We start from the raw sequence: 20,279 nt of genomic DNA, 5'->3' as shown, positions 1-20,279 counted from the left end.
CTTGATTGTCTAGGTGGCTATAGAGAGAGGGAAACGCCTGGCTCCATTCCGAACCCAGAAGCTAAGCCTCTCATCGCTGATAATACTGCATCTTTCAGGTGTGGAAACGTAGGTCGCTGCCTAGTTGATCAATTTACTCTTCAAACAATCATTATCTATATTATTTTTTCAATCTAAACATTTAAATCTTATTAATTTATAAAATTCTGTTATCAAAAATATAGGTAACGCACTAAGTAATATAATACCCCAGTCTTTTAGATCTAATTCAGTTGTATGAAGTGCTTCTTGTAAATAAGGTACATAAACTGCCGCTACTTGTAGAGTTATGGTAAAAGTGATTGCTAATAATAACCATTTATTAGAGAAAAAACCTATTTTACTAATTGGCTCATTAAGTGAGCGAAAATTTAAAACATTCATTTTCTCAAGAACGACAATTGCGCTAAATGCTACGGTCTGTGCAATAATAATGCTGTTTTCGTTACTTTGAGATAAATAATAATGAAAAAGCCATAGTGTAGCTGCTCCTATATAGCTTCCTAATAAAATTATCATTATAATACCATGTTTGTTTAATATCGGTTCATGTATGTCTCTGGGTTTACGCTTCATAATATTATTTGCTGCAGGCTCTAAACCTAAGGCAATGGCTGTCATGCCATCTGTAACAAGGTTCATCCAAAGTATTTGAACAGGAATTAAAATTAAAGGACCTCCTAAGAGGACATTTACAAATATGGCTATCACTTCACCGCTGTTTGAAGCTAAAAGGTAGAATACGAACTTTTGTATATTATCATAGCCACGTCTGCCTTCTTTTAGTGCATTGATTATAGAAGCAAAATTATCATCACTTAATACTATATCAGATGAACTTTTAGCTACATCCGTGCCTTTTTTACCCATAGCAATACCTATATCGGCTTCTTTTAGAGCAGGTGCATCGTTCACTCCGTCTCCCGTCATGGCTACTATCTCATCTTTAACTTTTAATATGTTGACTATTCTCAGTTTGTCTTCGGGTTTTGCTCTTGCAAAGAGTACTTTTTCTTCTAGTGCTTTGCTTAGTGTATCATCATTCATTTTTGATAGTTCTGTAGAAGTTATAGCTTTATCTACATCAAGACCGATAGAATTTGCTATTGAGAGAGCCGTACCTTCATTATCCCCTGTAATCATGATCACATTTATTCCGGCACTCTTTGCCATTTGTATAGCTCGTGGAACTTCTTTGTGGGGAGGGTCTATTATACCTACGATACCTAATAATATAAGTTCGTTTTCAACTTTTTCTTCTGAAAGAATTATATTTGAAGGAAGTTCTCTATAGGCTATAGCTAGTGTTCTAAGACCATTTTTTGCCATTTCTTTATAAGATGATACTATATTTGTCTTCTCATCTTCACTTAGAGTATATGTATTATTACCTTTGAAAATCTTTGTACTTCGTTCAAGGATTATTTCCGGCGCTCCCTTTACATAAGCTGTTAAAATATTTTTATCATGTGTTATTACACTCATCATTTTGCGCTCAGAGTTGAAAGAAAATTCATTGATAGTTAAGTTGTTTTCATCAGGATAAAGCCATGCTTTATATGCTGCAACAATCAATGCTGCCTCGGTTGGATCACCTACTATTTCCCACTCTGAATCATTTTTTTGTACTTTGGCATGATTACATATTAAAGCACTATTCAATAACATTTGAAGCTCTGTATGATCCTTATAATCTATTTTTTTGTTATTTGATTCAAAGTGCCCTTTTGGATTATAGCCGTTGCCCGTGACATCGAGTATCCCCGATGGAAGCCAAATCTTTTTTACTGTCATCTGATTTTTTGTTAATGTTCCTGTCTTGTCAGTGCATATTGTAGTAGCAGCGCCCAGAGTCTCTGCCGCTTGAAGACGTCTTACAAGAGCTTTTTGTTTTGCGATAGCTTTTATACCAAGAGCAAGTGTGATCGTAACTACTGCAGGCAGACCTTCGGGTACAACTGCTACTGCCAGAGCTACACCTGTTAAAAACATCTCAGTAAAATCTTTTCCAAATAAATAGCCTATTATTGCTACGAGAATGGAGATGGCAACTGAATAGATGCCGAGTTTTTTTCCAAGAACCGCAAGTTTTTTTTGCAAAATAGTAGTTTGGGTCTTCACATTTTGCGTCATAAAGGCAATTTTTCCAAATTGAGTATTCATACCTGTTTGTACTACTACTCCTACTCCTCTTCCGTTTACTATTGCAGTGCCCATCCAAAGTATATTTTTTTGTTTTAAAAGATCTTTATCTTCATTTGTATTATCAGTGTCTTTTACTACGGACGCTGATTCTCCGCTCAATGATGATTCATCTGCCTTAAGGTTGAAACTTTGTATAAGTCTTAAATCTGCGGGAACTTTGTCTCCTATTTCTAAAAGTACTATATCTCCCGGTACAAGAAGTTTTGCATCAATTGTTTTCTCTTTAGAATCTCTTAATACTTTACATGTGGGATAAAGCATTTCCTTTAATGCTTCTATAGCATTTTCCGCTTTGAACTCCTGTATAAATCCAAGTATTCCGTTTAAAAGGATTATAAGCATAATAGTAATGGCATCTCCAAGTTCACCTATCGCCAGTGAGATTATTGCTGCTACAAAAAGTATGATTATTAAAATATCCGTGAACTGTCGTAACAGAAGCTTATACCATGGTGTTTTATCTATACGGATAAGTTCGTTTTTTGAGTATTTATCTATCCTTTGTTTGGCTTCATCCTCGCTCAACCCTTTTTTTGAATCACTTTTTAAAGTTTGAATTATTTCATTGATATTTTTGGTTTGCAATAAAGAGTTATGTTTCATATTTGACTTCATCTCCCCAGTAGCGTATTAAAAGCGAAAAAATCAATGGAACCGTCATAGCCGTAAAAGAGGATGCCGCTACAAGTGCAGTAAAGAGTTTCAGGTTTATGATTGCGGAACTATAGAGCAGTTGGGCAACAATAATTTCAGTCGTAAGTCTGGCATCCAGACCTATACCTACTATAACCGCCTCTTTAAATCTCATTTTTTTCATAGGGACCATGATTAATACACCTATGAGTTTTCCAAGCGTTCCCGCTAAATAGAGGATTATAGCTAAAAGAGGTTCTTGCCAGAACTTTTCTATATCTGCATTAAATCCTACCCAGAAGAAAAAGCTTATACCAAAAAATCCATAACTGAGTGTCTGTGCAGTGCTTGATAGCAGTTCCCCTTTTTTTTCTTCATTTTCAAACATAGGACGCATGATCACACCGGCCGTGATGGCACCTACTACCATTCCAAGCTCGACATATTCGCCAAATCCTCCAAATCCAAATAATATAACAAGAGACAAGACCATTAAGGAACTGAGACTTTCAGGTCTCCATATTTTCGTTAAGCGAGGCAGCCACTTATAAAAAGCCCAAGAAATCAGCATAAATAAAATTATGCCGACAAGCAGACCGCTTATTCCCCCTTGTTGCCCTATTTTAGCTCCTATCCATATCGAGACTATACCTACTAATATTACCTCTATGATGTCATCAAGTACACCGGCACCTATAATATATGTTCCTACTTTTGTTTTTATCATATTGAATTCATCTAGTATCGGTACTATGACCGCTTCAGCCGTAGGCATGCGTGTCATCCCGATTATAAGGGAGATTGCCCAGCCATATCCATACAACAGCATTGCAATAAGACCAAACAAGAAAGGAATAGTAGTATTTAAAATGGTAAGCCATATAATATTTGAACTTGATTTCTTCATCTCGCCCAACTCGATCTGCAGTCCTATATAAAAAAGTAAAAACAGGACTCCAAGATCGGCAAGGAATTCAAATGTGTCTTTAAATAGTGTGGTAGAATGGACATATTGAAAAAAAGGAGTATGGCTAAGAATCATTCCGACAAAGAGTGCCGCGAGGATGCCGGGTATTCTAAATCTTGAGAGAAGGTAACCAAAGAGACCCGTCAGTGCAAAGATCAAAGATAGTGATAGTAATAACTCCCCTACTTTGATTCCATCCATAATCAAGCTCCTGTTGTAATAAAACAAAATTTTTACTATAACACCTATTGTTATTTTACTCTTGTTTTGATTTTTTTTGCAACAATATTAAAAAAATGAATCAAATCTATTTTATTGAAGTAGAGAATCCTCTATATCCCATTTATGGTTTATGGTATGAAAACGTGTTTTGTGTAGTCTATTTAAAAAATATTGGCGTGATACTTCTTTTGCTCCAAGACTTTTTAAATGGTCTGTCGGTACCTGGCAGTCAATAAAATCATATCCCCACTTAATTAGATGTCTTACCAAAACTGCATAGGCGGATTTAGAAGCGTCACTTACATTAGAAAACATAGATTCGCCACAGAATACCCTTCCTACAACTACACCATATAGTCCTCCGACAAGTTCACCCTCTTTATAGCTTTCAATAGAATGTGCTATACCCATATCATGAAGTGTCGTATACGCTTCGATGATATCTTCACTTATCCAAGTACCTGTTTGATCATTTCTGGGTGTTGTAGAACATTTATGCATTACTTCTTTGAAGTTTGTGTCAAATTTGTACTCAAATTTTTTCAAACTCTTTTTGAGAGATTTACTTATTTTGAAATCATCAAGTTCCATAATGAGTCTTGGGTCAGGAGACCACCATATAATAGGATCTCCACTGCTATACCATGGAAAGATGCCGTTTTGATATGCCAAGATAAGTCTAGAAGGAGTTAGATCTCCTCCCCACGCTAAAATCCCATCGGCATTTGCATCATTTGCATCTGGAAATTTTAGTTCATATTTATTTAGCTGTGGAATCATCTAATTGTTTAAATCTTAGAATAAGTTTTTTGTTAAATCCGACTTCTACCTTACCGCCGTTTTTCAGTTTTCCAAAGAGTATCTCATCACTTAGCTTATTTGTAATATTGTCTTGAATAAACCTTTTAAGCGGTCTTGCGCCCATCTCTTTAGAGTAGCCGCTTTGTGCAATGAAATCCTGTGCTTTATCTGATAAAGTAACAGTGATTTTTTTCTTTTTAAGATCAGCATTGAGTTCTTTTATGAATTTGAGTACTATACCTTTTACCGTTTGCATATCTAACTGTCCAAACTCTACAATTGCATCTAATCTGTTTCTAAATTCAGGAGTGAAAAATGATTTTAACTCTTCATTCTTTGAGATGCTCTCATCTTTGTTGAATCCCATAACATTTCTTGCACTAGCTCCGATGTTTGAAGTCATGATAAGTATGACATTTTGAAAGTTAGCCTTGTACCCGTTGTTGTCTGTCAGTGTTGCGCTATCCATAATCTGAAGAAGTATATTTACAAGATCTGGATGAGCTTTTTCTATTTCATCAAGAAGAAGCACGGTGTATGGATGTTTTTTAATGGCTTCTGTCAGGAGTCCGCCTAGCTCGTAACCGACATATCCAGGAGGTGCACCTACTAAACGAGACAGAGCGTGTTTTTCCATATATTCACTCATATCAAATCTCTCGAAATTAACACCTAAAGTCTGACTAAGAGATATTGCAAGTTCTGTTTTTCCCACACCTGTCGGGCCCGAAAAAAGAAATGATGCTATCGGTTTGTTTTGCGGACTAAGTCCTGCTTTAGAAATCTTGATTGCTTTTGCCACTTCCATAACTGCATTATCTTGACCGATGACTTTTTGCTTTAAATCACTCTCTAGGTTCATCAATGAACTGGTTTCATCTTTAGTGACTTTAGAACCAGATATGCCTACAATGCCGGAGATTGTTTTTTCTATATCATAAGCAGTTACTTTTCTTTTTTTAGAGTTTTTCAGATGAAATGATGCGGCCGTCTCATCAATTATATCAATAGCCTTATCAGGCAAGAATCTGTCAGTTATATATCTTTTAGAGAGTTCAACGGCACTTTTTAAGGCTTCGTTTGTATAGTTAACATTATGATGTTTTTCATATCTGCTTTTTAGCCCTTTTAAAATCTGATAGCTGGTTTTTGCAGACGGCTCATCTATGTCTACTTTAGAAAATCTTCTGCTGAGTGCTTTGTCTTTTTCAAAACCGTTTCTGTATTCTGCAAAGGTTGTAGCACCCATACATCTTAGCTCACCGGATGCAAGGGCAGGTTTTAACTGGTTTGCTGCATCCATGGTACCGCTTGTCGCTCCTGCTCCTATAAGAGTATGAATTTCATCTATAAAAAGTATGGCATTTGGATGTGATTTTAATTCATCCATTACGCCTTTTAGTCTTTTTTCAAAGTCTCCTCTGTATTTTGTTCCGGCTAATAGTGCACTTAAGTCTAGAGCAAAAAGTTCAGATTTTTTTATAATATCAGGGACACTGCCGCTTGAGATATTTAGGGCTAAACCTTCTGCAATAGCTGTTTTACCGACACCTGCTTCTCCTACTAAAATAGGATTGTTCTTTTTGCGGCGACACAGAATCTGAACAACTCTTTTTATCTCTTTTTCTCGTCCGATAACGGGATCAATTTTCCCTTCTTTGGCTTTTTTCAAAAGATTTATGCAGTATTTCTCTAAAAATGATTTACTCTCCTCAGATGCAGAGCTTGTATCACGATGCGATATAAGTTCGAGTATATCAAGTCTGGATATCTGGTACTCATTGAGAAGCATGTAGCTAAAGCTGTTTTCTTCATCGTAGAGTGCAGCCAATAAATCTCCTACGTCGGCACTCGGTTGCTGGGCACTCTGTATGTGTTTTATCATGTTGTCTATAAGTCTTGAAAGAGCCACACTCTCATAAGGATCCTGTTTTATATTATCGGGGAGTGTATCAATATTTGTCATTATATATCTGCCCAGAGCCTCTTTCATCTTTTCTACGTCACCGCCGCATGCACTGATGATGTTTGAACCCTCTTGGGAGTTTAAAAGTAGATAAAAGACATGCTCAATAGTCAAATATTCATGTCGTAACTCTTTTGCATAGAGAATAGATTTTTGAAAAATGTCATTTAAATTTGTGCTTATCATTTTATTCCTCCTCCATAACGGCTCTTAAGGGAAAGCCGTTGTCTTTTGCTTTTTTGTGTACCTGCATAACTTTTGTCTCTGCAATCTCATGAGTGTAAACACCGCATAGACCGCGTTCTTTTTTATGAATCTCAAGCATTATAGTTTCTGCCTGGTTATAGCTTTTATGAAAAATACTCATTAAAATATCTATTACAAAATCCATAGAAGTATAATCATCGTTTAATAAAAAAACTTTATATTTTTTTGGATATTTTAGTTTTACTTCATTATAAAGTTCTAAATCTGTGTTTATTGCCATTATTTCCTACTTACTTGCTTGCATAAAATCATCTATTATATCTTGCGGGTTCTCAAGACCTATCGATATGCGTATTAAGCCATCGGTTATGCCTAGAAATTTTCTGGTTTCTTCATCAAAATCTCTATAGATTGTAGAAGCCATATGAAGAGCAAGTGTTCTGCTGTCTCCGATATTTGCCGTTAGTGTAGCAAGTTTTGTGTTATTTAAAAAGTCAAAGGCTCTTTGTTTACTTCCCATATCTATGCTAAAGAGTGTTCCGCATCCATCTTTAAAATTATTTAAATATCTTTCATGATGCGGATGCGATTTTAAACACGGATGGTTGATGTTTAAGCCATTTTTCTCAAGTGCTAAAGCTACTGTCTCTACACTCTTGCTTATTCTGGATAGTCTAAGAGGAAGTGTCTCAAGTCCAAGAATCGTTTGATAACTTGCATTTGCATTTGCACTCATTCCGAAGTCTCTTAGTGCTCTTTTTTTCGCATTTGCAAACAGTGCCATTTTCCCTGCACCTTTTATAAACTTTGCTAAAAAGTCATATCTTGTAGACTTTAGTTTGTCATCCTCCTCATTAACGGCTCTAAATACTGCACAACCACCAAGAGCTGATGAGTTGCCCGAGATGATTTTAGTAGTTGAATAGATGCTGATATCGGCACCTAGTTTTAGGGGAGAGATGCAAAGAGGAGTGATGGTATTGTCAACTATTAAAATAACCCCGGCATCATTTGCAATTTGAGCTATGCGTTTAATATCCGGAAGTCTCATATTTGGATTTCCTACACTCTCTAAAAAGATGATCTTTGTACTTTCATTTATGGCATCTTGAATCTTCGTAAAATCATCAACATCGAAAAAATGAGTCTTTACTCCAAAGCGGGTCAGAGTCTCGGAAAAAAGTGCATATGTTCCGCCAAAAAGACCGCCGATAGAGATAATCTCGTCACCGGAGGCAAGAAGTGACATACAAGTCATGGTGATTGCTCCCATACCTGAACTCGTTGCTACGGCTGCAACTCCGCCGTCCATCTCGGCCATGGTGGATTCCAGTTTTGCTGTTGTCGGGTTGCCCATACGAGAGTAGAGAGGCTTTTTAACACTCCCCTCAAAAATTGCTTCTGCAATTTCCGGTGTGCCGTAAGAAAAAGATGCAGAATTTGTAATAACGGGACTGACTGATCCTTCTTTATTCCCAACTGACTGGACAAATTTGGTACAATACTCTTCAAAATTATTCATTAATATATGCCTTTAAATTATAAGTGATTATACCAAAGTAGAGATAAATATGACAAAACGAATTTTTATTACAGCGACAAACACAGATATCGGTAAGACATACACGACAAAACTGTTGTTGCGTGAGTTTGCATCCAGAGGCATAAGAGTAGGTGTAATAAAACCTATAGAAACCGGTGTTGTTGATGATTTTGCTCCTGATGGTAGTGAGCTTTTAGAATGTGTAAAAGAATTAAACAAAGAGTTTAAAGATCTCTGTGTAAAAGATATAGTGCCAATCACTTATGAACTGCCCGCCGCTCCGTTTGTCTCATCAAACAATGCAAAGTTGAATTTGCAGCAACTTGATAAAACTGTAGCAAAGCTGGAAGAACTTTGCGATGTGCTGATCATAGAAGGTGCAGGCGGGCTTTATGTTCCTATTGATGAAGATATGATGATGGTGGATCTGATAAAGCACTTTGGGGCATCTGCACTTCTAGTGACGCATTGTTCACTTGGGTGCATAAATGATACGCTTCTTAGTGAAAAAGTGCTCGAATATAAAAAAATCAAGCATGCCGTAGCTTTTAATTGCCGCGAAAATGATGAGAGTTTTTCAACTGTTTCTGAGCCATACTTCTTAAAAACACAATTTGATGTGCTCAAAGTTGATAAAAATATTGACACCATTTGCGATGTCTTGTATAATCTGTAAATTTATTTAAAAAGATGAGCATGCGACACTTAATCCGTACAGATGATTTTACAGTAGAAGAGATAGAAGAGATTTTTGCAGATGCAAGAAAGTTTGGCGCAAAAAAGAATGGTGATGTCAAGTTCGATAGAATCTTACAAGATAAAATTGTAATCACACTATTTTTTGAAAATTCTACCAGAACTAAAAGCTCATTTGAGATTGCGGCAAAAAGGTTGGGTGCTGAAATGGTCCACCTGGATGCTGCAAAGAGTTCTACGAAAAAGGGTGAGACTCTTGTAGATACCGCAATGAACCTAGATGCTATGAATCCGCATGCAATTATTGTCCGTCATCAAAATGCAGGTGTTCCCAAAATCCTCTCAAACCATACCAAGTCTGCAATAATTAATGCAGGAGACGGTGCTCATGCGCATCCGACTCAGGCACTGCTTGACCTTTTTACGTTAAAAGAGCATTTTGGTGATGTTAAAGGTAAAAAAATAGCTATAGTCGGAGATATTAAAAACTCCAGAGTCGCTAATTCAAATATCGAACTTCTAAGCAGATTCGGTATGGAAGTCATCTTAGTTGCCCCACCGCACTTTTTACCAAAAACGACACTTAGAACAACTCACTTTTTAAAAGAGGTTATTGATGAGGTTGACGTGATTATGAGTCTCAGAACTCAGACAGAGAGACACTCGTCACAAAGCTATGCTTCACTCAAAGATTATGCAAGCGATTTTTGTATAACTACCGAGTTAGTCGGAGACAGAGATATCATACTGCTTCATCCAGGCCCTGTTCATAGAAACATAGATATTTGTGATGCACTCTTGGCAGATGAGAGATGCAAGGTCTTAGAACAGGTTACAAATGGTGTGTCTATAAGAATGGCGGTACTAAAAAAACTAATACATGACGTTTAAGCATCTAAATGAGCTTGGTAAAGAGAGAAAACCATTTTTATTTATAAGTGATTTTCTTGCCCAGAACATTGAAGTAATTCCTTTAGATGAGCTGGACAAACATGATGTTGAGTTTTGTATAGACGAAAATTATGTATTTAAAAAACATGCTCATAGTTTTGAAAAAAAAAGTATAGGGTTTGATAACTATAAAAAGAAGTTTGATAAAATCATAGAACATATAAAGTCAGGCGATACATATCTCTTAAACTTGACGGCTCCGACAATAATTAAATCCGACCTCACACTTAAAGAGATTTATGACTATGCAAATGCCAACTATAAGCTGAGGTATAAAGATAAATTTGTCTGTTTCTCCCCCGAAAAGTTTGTTCGCATAAAAGACTTTGCTATTCATACTTACCCGATGAAAGGGACTATAGATGCATCTATAAAAGATGCCAAAAATAAAATACTTCATGATGAAAAAGAGATGGCAGAACATACGATGGTCGTAGATCTTTTGAGAAACGATCTTTCTATAGTCGCTGTAAATGTAAAAGTGCAGGAGTTTAGATATGTCCAAAAGATAGATTCCGGAGAGAAAGAACTTTTACAGGTCAGTTCACATATCAGCGGTGATGTCGGAGAAGATTGGCATGAGAATATCGGAAATATATTAGAATCTATTCTTCCAGCAGGAAGTATCAGCGGGACGCCGAAAAAAAGTACTTTAGAAATCATCCAAAATATAGAAGGATATGACAGAGGTTTTTTTAGCGGTGTATTTGGCATCTATGACGGTAAAAGCTTTGACAGCGGTGTGATGATACGTTATGTTGAGAAAAACAAAGAGGGATATATCTATAAAAGCGGCGGAGGAATAACTTTGGACAGTGATGCTCTCTTAGAGTATAATGAACTATTAGATAAAGTATATTTACCCTAATAAAGGATTCTGCAAATATGAGACTCATGCAAAAAGTTTTATTTTTTACAGTTGTGCTTACTCTTCATATAATCCTGTTATATCTTTTCGCGCTAAGTTTTTACACGATTTATTTTATAGTTTTGTTTTGCGCTTCATATCTTATATATAAATATTATAATCACTTCTCATACAAAATACTTTTTATATTCTCTGCTCTTCTTATAGGCTTAATCAATATGAATATATATGACGAATACCTCTTTGAATTATATCTTTACTTTGATGCGCTTGATAAAAACATACATGTCAACAGTGAAGTAATGTATGGATTGATAGCACTTCATATGATTGTTTTAATTAATTTAAAAAAATTTGAGAGTTTTTGGGTTATAATGGATAAAAAAATATTTAGGAATTAAAGTATGTATATAGATAATTTGAAGTTTTCATTGTGGGCCGATTTTATTGAAAGAGATTATTTAGATAATGAATTTAAAGACTTAATCAATGATGGAATCATCAATGGAGCGACTTCAAATCCGGCTATCTTTAAAAATGCCATTTTAAATTCTCCTGCATACAAAGAACAACTTGCATCTTTGTCTGCTCTGACTCCAAAAGAAAAATACGAAGCCGTTGCAAAATACGATATAACAAAAGCAGCAGATATTTTAAAACCTCTCTATGATGCTGGTGATGATGGTTATGTCAGTATTGAGGTTGACCCTTTTTTATGTAATGATGCAGATGCGACTATAAAAGAGGGTAAAAGACTTTTTGCAGAGATAGCACGTGACAATGTTATGATAAAAGTCCCTGCAACAGAAGCGGGATATAAGGCTATGCAAGAGCTAACGGCATCGGGGATACCTGTAAATGCTACTTTAATCTTTAAAAAAGAACAGGCTATATCTTGTGCTGAAGCATTTGCGCGTGGATGTGAGAGGTATGGAAAAAAGGTTGATACGGTAATCAGTATTTTTGTAAGCAGAGTTGACCGCGCTTTAGATTCAATACTCGGTGAAAGAGGTGTTGAAGTCGCTCTTAGCGGCATATACAACACAGCAGATATCTACGCAACTATAGAGGTTATGAATGTTCCCGGATGCAGAGCACTTTTTGCAAGCACAGGTGTAAAGGACGACTCATTGCCGGCTTATTATTATGTTGATGAACTGCTTGCTTACAATAGTGTCAATACTGCTCCCATAGATACGATAAAGGCCTTTCATGCAAATGGAGTTAAACAAAAAGCCCTTCCAATTCCACAAGAAGTAATAGATGAGCATTTTATTAAAGTAAAAAATGCAGGTATTGATTTTGAAGCTGTTTTAGATAATCAGATTTTTGATGGACTAGAAGCTTTTAAAGATGCATTTAACGATATATTGGAGACCTTATGAGTAATACAGTAGATGTAAGTAAGTTAACTTTTGTCCAGTTAAACAAGATTAGAGCCTATCTTAAAAAGATGATAGAACTCGGAGGAAGTGACCTCCATGTTAAGGCAAATTCCGTAATCCGTGCAAGAATTAATGGAAATATTGTTCAGTTTGCAGGTGAAATTTTAGCTAAAGATGATGCATTGACCTTTGCAAAAGAGCTGCTTAAAGGAAGATTTGGAGAGTTTATAGAAAAAAAAGAGTTAGACTTGGTCTATCCATTTGATGAGAGAAATCGTTTTCGTGTTAATATTTTCTTTCAAATGGACGGTATATCTGCAGTGTTTCGTGTTATTCCGGTGAATATTCCAACTATCGAAGAGTTATATTTTCCTGATGTTGTGAGAAGTTTTACTCAAAAAGAGAGAGGGCTTGTTTTAGTAACGGGAGTAACAGGTAGCGGTAAATCAACTACATTGGCTGCACTGATAAATGAGATAAATAAAACAAAAAAGAAGCATATTATCACCATAGAAGACCCGATTGAGTTTGTACATAAAGACAAGGGCTGTATTATTAATCAACGCTCTGTCGGGCAAGATACCCTCTCTTTTGGAAATGCACTTCGAGCAGCTCTTCGTGAAGACCCGGATATCATCCTGGTAGGGGAGATGAGGGACAGAGAGACTATAAATCTCGCTCTTCACGCTGCAGATACAGGTCACTTGGTATTTTCAACTCTGCATACTTTAGATGCAAAAGAGACTATTAACCGTATTATTGCGACCTTTCCGACAGATGAGCAAAACCGTGTAAGAACATCTCTTGCAGGGGTTATAGAAGGTATTATCTCTCAAAGACTGATCCCTACGATAGATGGTGGAAGACGAGCCGCCTTGGAAGTATTGGTTCGTACGCCGACAATAGAAAAACTCATTATGGAGAATCGTGATTATGAGATTAGAGATTTTATAGAAAAAGGTAAGGAACACTATCATTCTCAAAGTTTTGATCAATCTATTTTAGAACTTTATAACGAAGGAATCATAACAAAAGAAAAAGCAAAAGATTATGCAACAAGTGCTTCTGACTTGGAGCTTAAAATGAGCGGTCTTTCATCAGGGCAAAACTCAAATAGCCCATCAAATGAAAATAAAGAGATTAAGATTGATAAAAGTGATGATATTTTTGATTTAAAGTAGATTTTAATTCTTTGTTGTGTATAATCCCGAACATTTTTTATTAAGGATTTAATATGTTAGAAGGCATAATTAGAGAGAGTATTGGCAAAAAGGGCACTAAAGCACTGCGTCGTGATGGATATCTAATTGCTAACATTTACGGAAAAGGGCTTGAGAATATCAATGCTGCATTCAAAATGAATGAATATATCCGTACTGTTCGCAACAAAGATACTTTAGCATTTCCAGTTTCAGTGAATGGTAAAGAGATGAATGTTGTAGTTCAATCATATGAATCTCATGCGGTAACTGGTAACCTTTTACACGTTGATTTAATGGTAGCACAACCAGGTGTTGAAACTACTTATAACGTACCTGTTGTAGCAGTTGGCGAAGCGAAAGGTCTTAAAAACAAAGGTCTAGTTCATATGGCTAAACCTCGTTTAACTGTTAAAGCAGCTATCGAGAATCTTCCAAACAGCATTGAAATCGATGTTACTGAAATGGATACTGGTGATTCTAAACTAGTTCGTGATTTAGTGGAAGCTATTCCAAACGTTAAAATTTTAGATGCTGATCGTGTAGCACTAATAAGTATTATTAAAGCTAAATAATCATGCTTATAGTCGGACTGGGTAATCCTGGCCCGGCATATGCAAAAAATCGCCATAACATCGGCTTTATGGTTATAGATGAGCTTATTCGTAGAAACAATGCTCAAAAATTATCTTCTTCATCGTTCAATGGTGAAATTTTCAAATTTTCAAATCATTTTTTATTAAAACCTATGACATATATGAACTTATCAGGTAACTCGATTTTAGCTGTTAAAAAGTTTTATAAGGTAGATGAAGTAGTTGTAATACATGATGATTTGGATTTGCCTTTTGGGGCACTTCGCTTTAAATACGGCGGCGGTCACGGCGGTCATAACGGACTTAAATCTGCGGATCAGATGATAGGGCGTGATTATGCTAGAGTTAGACTCGGAATTGGAAAACCTGAACATAAAGGCGAAGTTTCTTCTTATGTTTTAAGTGATTTTTCCTCAGCGGAGACCGAGCATCTTGACGGTTGGATCACGCATACATGCGAAGCCGTAGAGAATCTGCTTGAAAATTCATTAGAAGATGTGAGCTCTAAATACACAATTAAAAAATTTCAGCTAAAATAACATTTACAATTATAAAATAGTTTTCTCGCCGATGAGCCTGACTTTAGCGATTGTCTGATAAGGAATAATTTGTTAGCATTTAGATATATCTCTTTTCATTACTTAAAATACTTCTCGGTTATCTTAATTGCATTGGTTATGTTTCTTGTCGGATTTGACTATATGGAAAATGCGGATACTCTCTCTTCTTCAGCAAACTTGGTTCTGATTTATTTAGTTTATAAAGCTTTTTTTGCAATAGACATGCTACTTCCGTTGTCTCTTATTTTTGGCATGATATCAACGAAAATTTTTCTTATCCGTTCAAATGCACTTGTCTCTTTTTACTCTCTTGGTTATTCAAGGGTAGATGTTTTGAAGCCTTTTGTTGTTGTCTCAACAGTCATAATTGTCATATTTGTATCTCTTCATGCACTGCCGAGTTTTTCCCGTGCAGATGAGTTTTCCAACAATATTCGTAAAAATGCAGCTTATTTAAGCCCTACAAGAGACTTATTTTTCACATATAAAGATAAATATATATATTTTTCCAAGATGCTGCCTCTTCAAGAAAAAGCTGAGGACGTAAGGGTTTTTAGTATAAAAGAAAATAAGCTTAAAGAGGTTGTTATGGCAAAAGCCGCTACTTATCGAGATGAATATTGGCATATTGCAGAGGCCGATATTATTACAAAACCTGATAATATGAGCTTTGAATCACCGGGTATAAAAGTCGATCATGAAAAAGGGTTAAATATATTGCAAGGGTTTCGCCCAAAAATGCTCGATCAGGTCTATGAAGGTAAAGTAAACTTTACAATTACGGATGCAATAGATGCACTCTTTTTACTTCATGACCAAAATGTTGATACACGCAGCATAAAAGGTGCTTTGTATAAGATATTTGTATATCCTTTCTTTGTGCCTTGTTTGGTAGTGATTATATTTTTCTTTGTTCCGATCAGTGCAAGATTTTTAAATGTTTCGCTTTTTAGTTTTGGTGCGATCCTTGCGACACTTTTAGTTTGGGGAATACTTTTTATGTTTATTGAACTCTCAAATAATAAGACTATTCCAAGTGAAGCAGGAGTTATTGCACCTGTAATTGTCTTATTTTTGATAGCACTTAGACAGTGGCGTAAATATCGCTTGGCAACTTAATAATCTCACATAATTTGGAGTTGTCCAAATTATGCTCAGTCACTAAAGATTCGCCTTTTGCGAGAGAAGGCAAGTGACGATTCCTTTATAACAAAAATATAAGCACTTTTTGGATAGAATCTCTTAAAAAATATTTGGAAATTTTATAATGAACTATAAAGAACTGGCATCTGAGTATAAAACACCATTGTATGTTTATGACTTGGACTATATGGGTGAACAATATCAAGAGTTAAAAGAGGCTTTTAAAGGCAGAAAATCTATCTTGGCTTATGCTGTAAAAGCAAACTCAAATCTCAGTGTGGTAAAACACTTTGCGGATTTGGGAAGCGGGGCAGATTGTGTTTCTATCGGTGAAGTGCGCCGTGCATTTCTTGCAGGAATCCCTGCATATAAAATTATTTTTTCCGGTGTTGGCAAGAGTGACGATGAGATTCGTGAAGCAATAGAAAAAGATATTCTTTACATCAACGTAGAGAGTGAAGCTGAACTGTTTCGTGTTGAATCGATTGCAAAAGAACTGGGTAAGATCTCTCGCATCAGTATTCGTGTAAATCCAAATATTGACCCTAAAACTCATCCGTATATCTCTACTGGATTACATGACAACAAATTCGGTGTTGATCTCGACAGTGCAAAGAGAATGTATATCTTTGCAAAGAACTCAGAAGCTCTTGATCCGGTCGGCGTTCATTTTCATATCGGTTCTCAGCTTACGCATCTGGAACCTATTTATGAGTCGGCGGTCATCGTAGCTGATATGGTGCGTTCATTAGAAGCTATTGACATCAAGTTGAAGTTTTTTGATATTGGCGGTGGACTTGGAGTTACTTATGATGATGAAGTCACGATCAAACCGTATGATTATGCACAGGCAATATTAGCAACGTTAAAAGGGCTTGACCTAACTGTAATCTGTGAACCGGGAAGATTTTTAACTGCAAATGCAGGTTACTTTTTGACAAAAGTTCTTTATGAAAAACAAAACGGTGCTAAAAAATTTGTGGTTGTAGACGGTGCGATGAATGATTTGCTTCGTCCTAGTCTTTACAATGCATATCATAAAATAGAAGCCATTACAGACTCTGCCTCAGATGCAAGAAAAGTTGATATTGTCGGCCCGGTTTGTGAAAGCGGAGACTTCTTTGCCAAAGATTATATGCTTCCTGAGTTAAACCATAATGACCTGCTTGTCGTTCACAGTGCCGGAGCTTACGGTTTTGGTATGGGAAGTAACTACAATACGCGCGGAAGAAGCGCGGAAGTAGCAGTACAAAACGGAAAAGCAAGACTTATAAGAAAAAGAGAAAACTTTGAAGATTTAATCGCTTTAGAGAAAGAGTTCTTGGAAAACTGATATGTACTTTATCGATGTGCAGGGCACTCTAATCAGCGACAGTGATAAGTCTCCGATTCGCGGAAGCATAGAGTTTATTCAGATGTGTAATGAAAAAAAAATACCATATATGGTCATTACAAACAATACCAAAAAAGCGTCTATAGATTTCTATGATTATCTGCGCTCCATAGGTTTTGATTTTGATTTTTCAAAATATCTTGACCCTCTGATGCTTTTAGAGTCCCGTGTAGCAAAGGACTCTGTGGCAGCTTACGGTGCAGATGAGTTTTTAAAAACACTCACAGCAATGGGATATGCTTTAAATTATGAAAACCCTAAGACAGTGCTAGTCGCTATCAAAGAAGATTTCAGTGCAGATGAATATTCTCAGATGATAGAGTTTTTACTCTGCGGTGCAAAACTCGTAGGTATGCATGAGACTTCAATATATGCTAAAAACTCTAAGAGATATCCTGGAGTCGGAGCTATTTTGAAGATGCTTGAGTTTGCAACTTCTGTGACTTATGAAGTCGTAGGAAAACCAAGTGAGGCTTTTTATAACGAGTCATTGGCAAAGTTAAAAGAGCAAGACAACAGTGCTGAGTTTAGTAAAGTGACAATGATAAGCGATGATGTTAAAGGCGATTTGGGTGGAGCAAAAGAGATGGGAATGAAGACCATCTTTGTGACAAGCGGAAAGTATAAAACCGCAGATGAGATAGTCCCGTTTTTAAAATCTGAACTTAGACCGGATGAGGTTTACTGTGATATGCAAGATATTTTGGAGGCTGTATGAAAACTTTAGATGACTGTAGAGATGCCATAGATGCTATTGATAATCAAATATTGGATCTTCTCAACAAAAGGATGAAAGTTGTTGAGAGAGTCGGTGAGATTAAAAATGAGTCTGGCGGTGCGATATATAGACCTGAGAGAGAAAAGGCTATTATAGAGAGACTTGAAAAGCAGAGTATAGAAGCAGGAGGAGCACTGAATAAGAGTGCTATTGAAGCGATATTTTTAGAGATATTTGCAGTTGCGAGAAATTTGGAACGTCCTGAAAAAATAGCTTATCTAGGACCTGAGGGAACATTTACCCATCAGGCGGCTGAGAGTCGCTTTGGTGCTATGAGTGATTATCTTTCTCTTAGTTCTATTCAATCCGTTTTTAAAACTCTCGAGTCAAAAAGAGCTAAATTCGGTGTAGTGCCTATTGAAAACTCAAAAGACGGTATTGTCGGCGAGACACTCGATCTGCTTGCTAAGAGTTCTGTGAAAATCGTGGCTGAACTCTATATGCCGATTCATATGTCTTTTGTCACTCATGCAACAAAACTTGAAGACGTAAAAGTAATATATTCTAAAGATAAGGGTTTTGGACAGTGTAGAGAATTTCTCTCAGAACATGGTCTTATAAATATAGAGCATATACCTGTGGAATCTACTGCAAAAGCGGCAATTTTGGCTTCTGCAGACCCAAAAGCGGCTGCTATTTGCAGTCATATAGCAGCTAAACTTTACGGAGTGCCTACAATGTTTGAGAATGTTGAGGATGCACATGACAGCAGTACCAGATTTGTAATTTTGAGTGATTTTAAAAATGCAAAGAGTGAAGATGACAAGACTTCTATTTTAGTGCGATTAAAAGATGCCGTGGAAGCAGGGTCGCTGGTTCATTTTTTACAGGATTTTGATGCAGAAAATATAAATCTTTCTAAAATCGAGTCCCGTCCTTCAAAAGATCAATCCGGTTTCGGGTACTGGTTTTATATAGATTTTTACGGACATATAGATGATGAAAATATACAAAGAGCAATATCTAAACACAACAGTGAAGTAACATGGCTTGGAAGCTATGTAAAGGGTGAAAATGAAATTTAATGCAAAGATGCAAGATATAAAAAACTATGAGGCCGGAAAGCCAATAGAGTTAGTTGTAAGAGAATTCGGCATAGAACCAAAAGACATTATTAAGTTAGCCAGCAATGAAAATCCAAATGGTTGTTCTCTAAAAGTTCAAGAAGCAGTATCTAAAATAATCTCTAAAATGGCTCTTTATCCGGATGATTCAATGCTGGGCTTAAAAAAAGCGCTAAGCAAAAGATTTGACGTAGAGGACGATAATGTAATCATCGGCTCTGGAAGTGATCAGGTTATAGAGTTTTTAATTCATGCAAAAGCAAATTCAAATTCTAAAATCTTAATGAACTCTATAACATTTGCTATGTATGAGATATACGCAAAACATGTTGGAGCGCAAATTCTTAGAACATCTTCGCAAGAGCATGATTTAGAGGAGTTTTATAAGCTTTATTTAGAGGAGAAACCTTCTATTATCTTTATATGCACACCCAATAATCCGACAGGAGATGCTATAGAAGCTGTAAAACTTTTTGAGTTTGTAAAAAAGATAGACAGTGATACTCTTGTAGTTGTTGATGGTGCTTACATGGAATATGCACTTGCTAAAGACGCTTCTAAAGAAGTAAAACCAAAAGATTTAATAAATCAGTTTGACAATGTCATATATCTTGGAACTTTTTCAAAAGCTTACGGTCTTGGCGGAATGCGTGTCGGTTACGGTATCGCAGATGCAAAAATCATAAAAGAGCTGTACAAACTCAGACCTCCATTTAACATTACAACACTCTCTTTAGAAGCTGCCACAGTTGCTTTAGAAGACGAAGAGTTTGTAAATAAAAGTGTAGTTGATAATTTTAATGAGATGAAACGCTATGAAGAGTTTGCAAAAGAGCAAAAAATAGATATAATTAACAGCTATACAAATTTTGTTACATTATGTCTAAATTCGAGTCAAAAATCATCTAAAGTTGCAGATCTTCTTTTGCGTAAAGGGATGATAGTCAGAGATTTAAGCGGGTATGGAATTAACGCCATAAGAGTAACAGTCGGCACAAAAGAGCAGAATTCACGTTTTTTTGAGTTGGCATCAAAAATTTTGTAATTATAAAATGGGAAGTTA

At 36.1% G+C, this 20,279-nt stretch carries 19 protein-coding genes and 1 rRNA gene; 14 read left to right on the top strand and 6 right to left on the bottom strand.

The window, feature by feature from the left end:
• The first annotated feature begins 9 nt into the window (after positions 1–9).
• Positions 10–125: ribosomal RNA gene (gene rrf, locus ABYK18_RS01950) — 5S ribosomal RNA — on the top strand.
• A 43-nt stretch (positions 126–168) separates the two neighbouring features.
• On the opposite strand, the gene ABYK18_RS01945 is transcribed toward rrf, so the two are convergent.
• The 6 genes from ABYK18_RS01945 to ABYK18_RS01920 all read right to left on the bottom strand — a co-directional run bounded on the left by ABYK18_RS01945 (position 169) and on the right by ABYK18_RS01920 (position 8,562).
• Entirely contained in the window at positions 169–2,847 is a 2,679-nt protein-coding gene (locus tag ABYK18_RS01945; protein WP_373034905.1) for a calcium-translocating P-type ATPase, SERCA-type, read from the bottom strand.
• Positions 2,837–4,045, bottom strand: a complete 1,209-nt coding sequence (locus ABYK18_RS01940; RefSeq protein ID WP_373034904.1) for a cation:proton antiporter — start codon at positions 4,043–4,045, stop codon at positions 2,837–2,839. Before ABYK18_RS01940 ends, ABYK18_RS01945 begins: the two co-directional genes overlap by 11 nt.
• 111 nt (positions 4,046–4,156) lie before the next feature.
• The gene (gene aat, locus ABYK18_RS01935; RefSeq protein WP_373034902.1) at positions 4,157–4,846 is read right to left on the bottom strand and encodes a leucyl/phenylalanyl-tRNA--protein transferase; all 690 of its coding nucleotides are present in this window, start codon (positions 4,844–4,846) and stop codon (positions 4,157–4,159) included.
• Positions 4,827–7,019 carry an ATP-dependent Clp protease ATP-binding subunit ClpA gene (gene clpA, locus ABYK18_RS01930; RefSeq protein WP_373034900.1) on the bottom strand — a complete coding sequence of 731 codons (2,193 nt, stop codon included), beginning with the start codon at positions 7,017–7,019 and terminating at the stop codon, positions 4,827–4,829. Before clpA ends, aat begins: the two co-directional genes overlap by 20 nt.
• A gap of 1 nt (position 7,020) precedes the next feature.
• Positions 7,021–7,320 carry an ATP-dependent Clp protease adaptor ClpS gene (locus ABYK18_RS01925; RefSeq protein ID WP_373034899.1) on the bottom strand — a complete coding sequence of 100 codons (300 nt, stop codon included), beginning with the start codon at positions 7,318–7,320 and terminating at the stop codon, positions 7,021–7,023.
• Between the two features lie 6 nt (positions 7,321–7,326).
• Entirely contained in the window at positions 7,327–8,562 is a 1,236-nt protein-coding gene (locus ABYK18_RS01920) for a PLP-dependent aspartate aminotransferase family protein (RefSeq protein ID WP_373034898.1), read from the bottom strand.
• Between the two features lie 49 nt (positions 8,563–8,611).
• Here ABYK18_RS01920 and bioD point away from each other — a divergent pair, with 49 nt between their 5' ends.
• The 13 genes from bioD to hisC all read left to right on the top strand — a co-directional run bounded on the left by bioD (position 8,612) and on the right by hisC (position 20,261).
• Positions 8,612–9,259, top strand: coding sequence for a dethiobiotin synthase (bioD, locus tag ABYK18_RS01915; protein WP_373034897.1), 648 nt, complete (start codon positions 8,612–8,614; stop codon positions 9,257–9,259).
• A 20-nt stretch (positions 9,260–9,279) separates the two neighbouring features.
• Positions 9,280–10,170, top strand: coding sequence for an aspartate carbamoyltransferase catalytic subunit (locus tag ABYK18_RS01910; protein WP_373034896.1), 891 nt, complete (start codon positions 9,280–9,282; stop codon positions 10,168–10,170).
• A complete protein-coding gene (locus ABYK18_RS01905; RefSeq protein WP_373034895.1) occupies positions 10,160–11,098 on the top strand; it encodes an aminodeoxychorismate synthase component I in 939 nt (312 codons plus the stop codon). Before ABYK18_RS01910 ends, ABYK18_RS01905 begins: the two co-directional genes overlap by 11 nt.
• A 218-nt stretch (positions 11,099–11,316) precedes the next feature.
• A complete protein-coding gene (locus ABYK18_RS01900) occupies positions 11,317–11,499 on the top strand; it encodes a hypothetical protein (RefSeq protein WP_373034894.1) in 183 nt (60 codons plus the stop codon).
• 3 nt (positions 11,500–11,502) lie between these two features.
• Positions 11,503–12,483, top strand: coding sequence for a transaldolase (locus ABYK18_RS01895; protein ID WP_373034893.1), 981 nt, complete (start codon positions 11,503–11,505; stop codon positions 12,481–12,483).
• A complete protein-coding gene (locus ABYK18_RS01890; RefSeq protein ID WP_373034891.1) occupies positions 12,480–13,664 on the top strand; it encodes a type IV pilus twitching motility protein PilT in 1,185 nt (394 codons plus the stop codon). The genes ABYK18_RS01895 and ABYK18_RS01890 overlap by 4 nt, the downstream gene beginning before the upstream one ends.
• Before the next feature lie 53 nt (positions 13,665–13,717).
• A complete protein-coding gene (locus ABYK18_RS01885) occupies positions 13,718–14,257 on the top strand; it encodes a 50S ribosomal protein L25/general stress protein Ctc (protein WP_373034890.1) in 540 nt (179 codons plus the stop codon).
• 2 nt (positions 14,258–14,259) lie between these two features.
• The gene (pth, locus tag ABYK18_RS01880; protein WP_373034889.1) at positions 14,260–14,817 is read left to right on the top strand and encodes an aminoacyl-tRNA hydrolase; all 558 of its coding nucleotides are present in this window, start codon (positions 14,260–14,262) and stop codon (positions 14,815–14,817) included.
• Between the two features lie 69 nt (positions 14,818–14,886).
• Positions 14,887–15,957, top strand: coding sequence for an LptF/LptG family permease (locus tag ABYK18_RS01875; RefSeq protein ID WP_373034888.1), 1,071 nt, complete (start codon positions 14,887–14,889; stop codon positions 15,955–15,957).
• 148 nt (positions 15,958–16,105) lie between these two features.
• A complete protein-coding gene (gene lysA, locus ABYK18_RS01870; protein ID WP_373034887.1) occupies positions 16,106–17,314 on the top strand; it encodes a diaminopimelate decarboxylase in 1,209 nt (402 codons plus the stop codon).
• A gap of 1 nt (position 17,315) precedes the next feature.
• Positions 17,316–18,092, top strand: a complete 777-nt coding sequence (locus tag ABYK18_RS01865; RefSeq protein ID WP_373034885.1) for an HAD-IIA family hydrolase — start codon at positions 17,316–17,318, stop codon at positions 18,090–18,092.
• A complete protein-coding gene (gene pheA / locus ABYK18_RS01860) occupies positions 18,089–19,177 on the top strand; it encodes a prephenate dehydratase (protein ID WP_373034884.1) in 1,089 nt (362 codons plus the stop codon). Before ABYK18_RS01865 ends, pheA begins: the two co-directional genes overlap by 4 nt.
• Positions 19,167–20,261 carry a histidinol-phosphate transaminase gene (hisC, locus tag ABYK18_RS01855; protein WP_373034883.1) on the top strand — a complete coding sequence of 365 codons (1,095 nt, stop codon included), beginning with the start codon at positions 19,167–19,169 and terminating at the stop codon, positions 20,259–20,261. The genes pheA and hisC overlap by 11 nt, the downstream gene beginning before the upstream one ends.
• The last annotated feature ends 18 nt before the right edge of the window (positions 20,262–20,279 follow it).

The sequence above is a fragment of the Sulfurimonas sp. genome (genome assembly GCF_041563495.1).
Lineage (GTDB): Bacteria > Campylobacterota > Campylobacteria > Campylobacterales > Sulfurimonadaceae > Sulfurimonas.
This window is presented reverse-complemented; position numbering and strand designations above follow the sequence as displayed.

Bases quoted from the DNA above. Each gene is read 5' to 3' on its own strand.
- hisC (WP_373034883.1), top strand. From the start codon at position 19,167: ATGAAATTTAATGCAAAGATGCAAGATATAAAAAACTATGAGGCCGGA.
- ABYK18_RS01865 (WP_373034885.1), top strand. From the start codon at position 17,316: ATGTACTTTATCGATGTGCAGGGCACTCTAATCAGCGACAGTGATAAG.
- pheA (WP_373034884.1), top strand. From the start codon at position 18,089: ATGAAAACTTTAGATGACTGTAGAGATGCCATAGATGCTATTGATAAT.
- ABYK18_RS01940 (WP_373034904.1), bottom strand. From the start codon at position 4,045: ATGGATGGAATCAAAGTAGGGGAGTTATTACTATCACTATCTTTGATC.
- ABYK18_RS01925 (WP_373034899.1), bottom strand. From the start codon at position 7,320: ATGGCAATAAACACAGATTTAGAACTTTATAATGAAGTAAAACTAAAA.
- ABYK18_RS01890 (WP_373034891.1), top strand. From the start codon at position 12,480: ATGAGTAATACAGTAGATGTAAGTAAGTTAACTTTTGTCCAGTTAAAC.
- clpA (WP_373034900.1), bottom strand. From the start codon at position 7,019: ATGATAAGCACAAATTTAAATGACATTTTTCAAAAATCTATTCTCTAT.
- ABYK18_RS01885 (WP_373034890.1), top strand. From the start codon at position 13,718: ATGTTAGAAGGCATAATTAGAGAGAGTATTGGCAAAAAGGGCACTAAA.
- pth (WP_373034889.1), top strand. From the start codon at position 14,260: ATGCTTATAGTCGGACTGGGTAATCCTGGCCCGGCATATGCAAAAAAT.
- lysA (WP_373034887.1), top strand. From the start codon at position 16,106: ATGAACTATAAAGAACTGGCATCTGAGTATAAAACACCATTGTATGTT.
- aat (WP_373034902.1), bottom strand. From the start codon at position 4,846: ATGATTCCACAGCTAAATAAATATGAACTAAAATTTCCAGATGCAAAT.
- bioD (WP_373034897.1), top strand. From the start codon at position 8,612: ATGACAAAACGAATTTTTATTACAGCGACAAACACAGATATCGGTAAG.
- ABYK18_RS01920 (WP_373034898.1), bottom strand. From the start codon at position 8,562: ATGAATAATTTTGAAGAGTATTGTACCAAATTTGTCCAGTCAGTTGGG.
- ABYK18_RS01895 (WP_373034893.1), top strand. From the start codon at position 11,503: ATGTATATAGATAATTTGAAGTTTTCATTGTGGGCCGATTTTATTGAA.
- ABYK18_RS01905 (WP_373034895.1), top strand. From the start codon at position 10,160: ATGACGTTTAAGCATCTAAATGAGCTTGGTAAAGAGAGAAAACCATTT.
- ABYK18_RS01945 (WP_373034905.1), bottom strand. From the start codon at position 2,847: ATGAAACATAACTCTTTATTGCAAACCAAAAATATCAATGAAATAATT.
- ABYK18_RS01900 (WP_373034894.1), top strand. From the start codon at position 11,317: ATGAATATATATGACGAATACCTCTTTGAATTATATCTTTACTTTGAT.
- ABYK18_RS01910 (WP_373034896.1), top strand. From the start codon at position 9,280: ATGCGACACTTAATCCGTACAGATGATTTTACAGTAGAAGAGATAGAA.